The 1582-nt window shown below is 69.6% G+C and carries 1 protein-coding gene and 1 pseudogene; both read right to left on the bottom strand.

Annotated elements, in window-relative coordinates:
• Positions 1-464 precede the first annotated feature (464 nt).
• Complete coding sequence (locus ABEA81_RS42250) at positions 465-1043, bottom strand: transposase (RefSeq protein WP_345613684.1); 579 nt, start codon at positions 1041-1043, stop codon at positions 465-467.
• 14 nt (positions 1044-1057) lie between these two features.
• A pseudogene (locus ABEA81_RS42245) lies at positions 1058-1456 on the bottom strand (IS110 family transposase); the annotation flags it as partial.
• Positions 1457-1582 lie beyond the last annotated feature (126 nt).

Here is a 1582-nt window from a genome sequence, read left to right as displayed (position 1 = left end):
GCAGGTCATCCCTGAAGGGGCGGGGCCGGTCAACCTCCTGTCGGTGTAGTTGATCTTTTCTTGGCTGTTCTCCGCCTGTTTGTGGGCGTGTCGAGGTAGGCGGCGGAGTCAGGGATCGCCCGGAGGGCGACCGCGTAGCGGCCGGAGGTCCTTGACGCCGACGCCGGTCGGCGCATGCTGTTCAAGGGCGGGGGATCAAGGGGGGCGGGCGCCTCCGGCGGCGGTCGGGGTTGAGGGGCGTGGTGCTGCTCCAATGCCGGTGGTCCCGGCTGGTGGACAGGCCCTGGGTTGGGGGCTGTCGGTCATCCCTTCGCCGCGCGTGGTGGCCGCCATGGTGCGCTGCGACAGTTGGTTCGCGGTGGACGGGATCAACCAGCGGGGGCGGCCGCGCCGGTCTCGCGTGTTGCCGGGTCCGGGGGTCATGACCTGCACGATCTGCGTGCACCGGGTGCTGTGTGGGCTGCTCATGCGGTTCGGGCGGGCAGGCAGCGGATGTGGTGATCACGCAGCCCGTAGAACACCAATGTGATCAGCTCGCGGGCGGCGGCGACGACACCGATGTTGCGGCCGCGGCGCTGGCCGATCCGGTCACGGATCTGGCCGAGCCGGGTGTGGGTGCCGATGCGTTGGACCGCCTCGATCGCGGCCCAGCGGACCAGTGTGGAGCCTTGTTTGGTGATCCGGCCGCGGTGCACGGTGGTGTCGGACTCGTGATGTTTCGGGGTCAGCCCCGCCCAGGAGGCCAGCTGCTCGGGGCGGGTGAACCGGGTGATGTCGCCGATCTCGACGACGAACACCGCCGCCAGCAGCGGCCCGACTCCGGGGATGGCCTGGATCGCGCGGTAGCCGGGATCTTCGCGTAGTCGCTGGGTGACCAGCCGGGCGAAGGTGTCGATCTCGAAGTCCAGCGCGGTGATCATCCGCAGTAGCGAGTTGATCCGGGACCGGGACTCGACCGCCAGCCGGGTTGTTGCGAGCAGTTGCTGCCCGCCCGGGCCGAACAGGTCGCCCATCGCGACCTGCACGCCGGCGGCGGCGAGCACGGCGTGAACCTGGTTTTGAGGCTGGAGCGCAGTCCGACCAGCTTGGCCCGGTGGCGCACCCAGCCGCGTAGCTCCCGTGTGGCCGGTGGGGCGATCCACGCTTCGGGTAGCCGGCCCATCCGCAGCAGGTCGGCCAGGTCCGCGGCGTCACGCTGATCGTTCTTGACCCGCCGGTAGGAGAACATCTTCACCCCCAGCGGGTGCGCCAGATGCACGTGCGCGCCCAGCTCGGCCAGGGTGTCCGCGGCCCAATACCAGCCGTAGGTGGCCTCCAACACCACCTCGGGGGCCTCCCCGGCGCGGGCCATCACCTGGCGCAGGTACTCCGGGTCGTTGGAGATCCGCACCGTCTCCAACTGCTGCCCGGTCTCAGCCATCCGCACCAGTACCGACCGGCGCCGATGCAGATCCATCCCGACGATCTGCCGTCCCTCGTATGCTTCGCTCATAGGGGCCTCCCAAGTCGTTGATGTGAAGCGCCTCGAGCATGAGCCGAGGGTCACGAGGAGCGGAGGCCCCGCCCCTTCATTGCATCAGCG

Source organism: Pseudonocardia adelaidensis (assembly GCF_039543345.1).
In the GTDB taxonomy this organism is placed as follows: domain Bacteria; phylum Actinomycetota; class Actinomycetes; order Mycobacteriales; family Pseudonocardiaceae; genus Pseudonocardia; species Pseudonocardia adelaidensis.
This window is presented reverse-complemented; position numbering and strand designations above follow the sequence as displayed.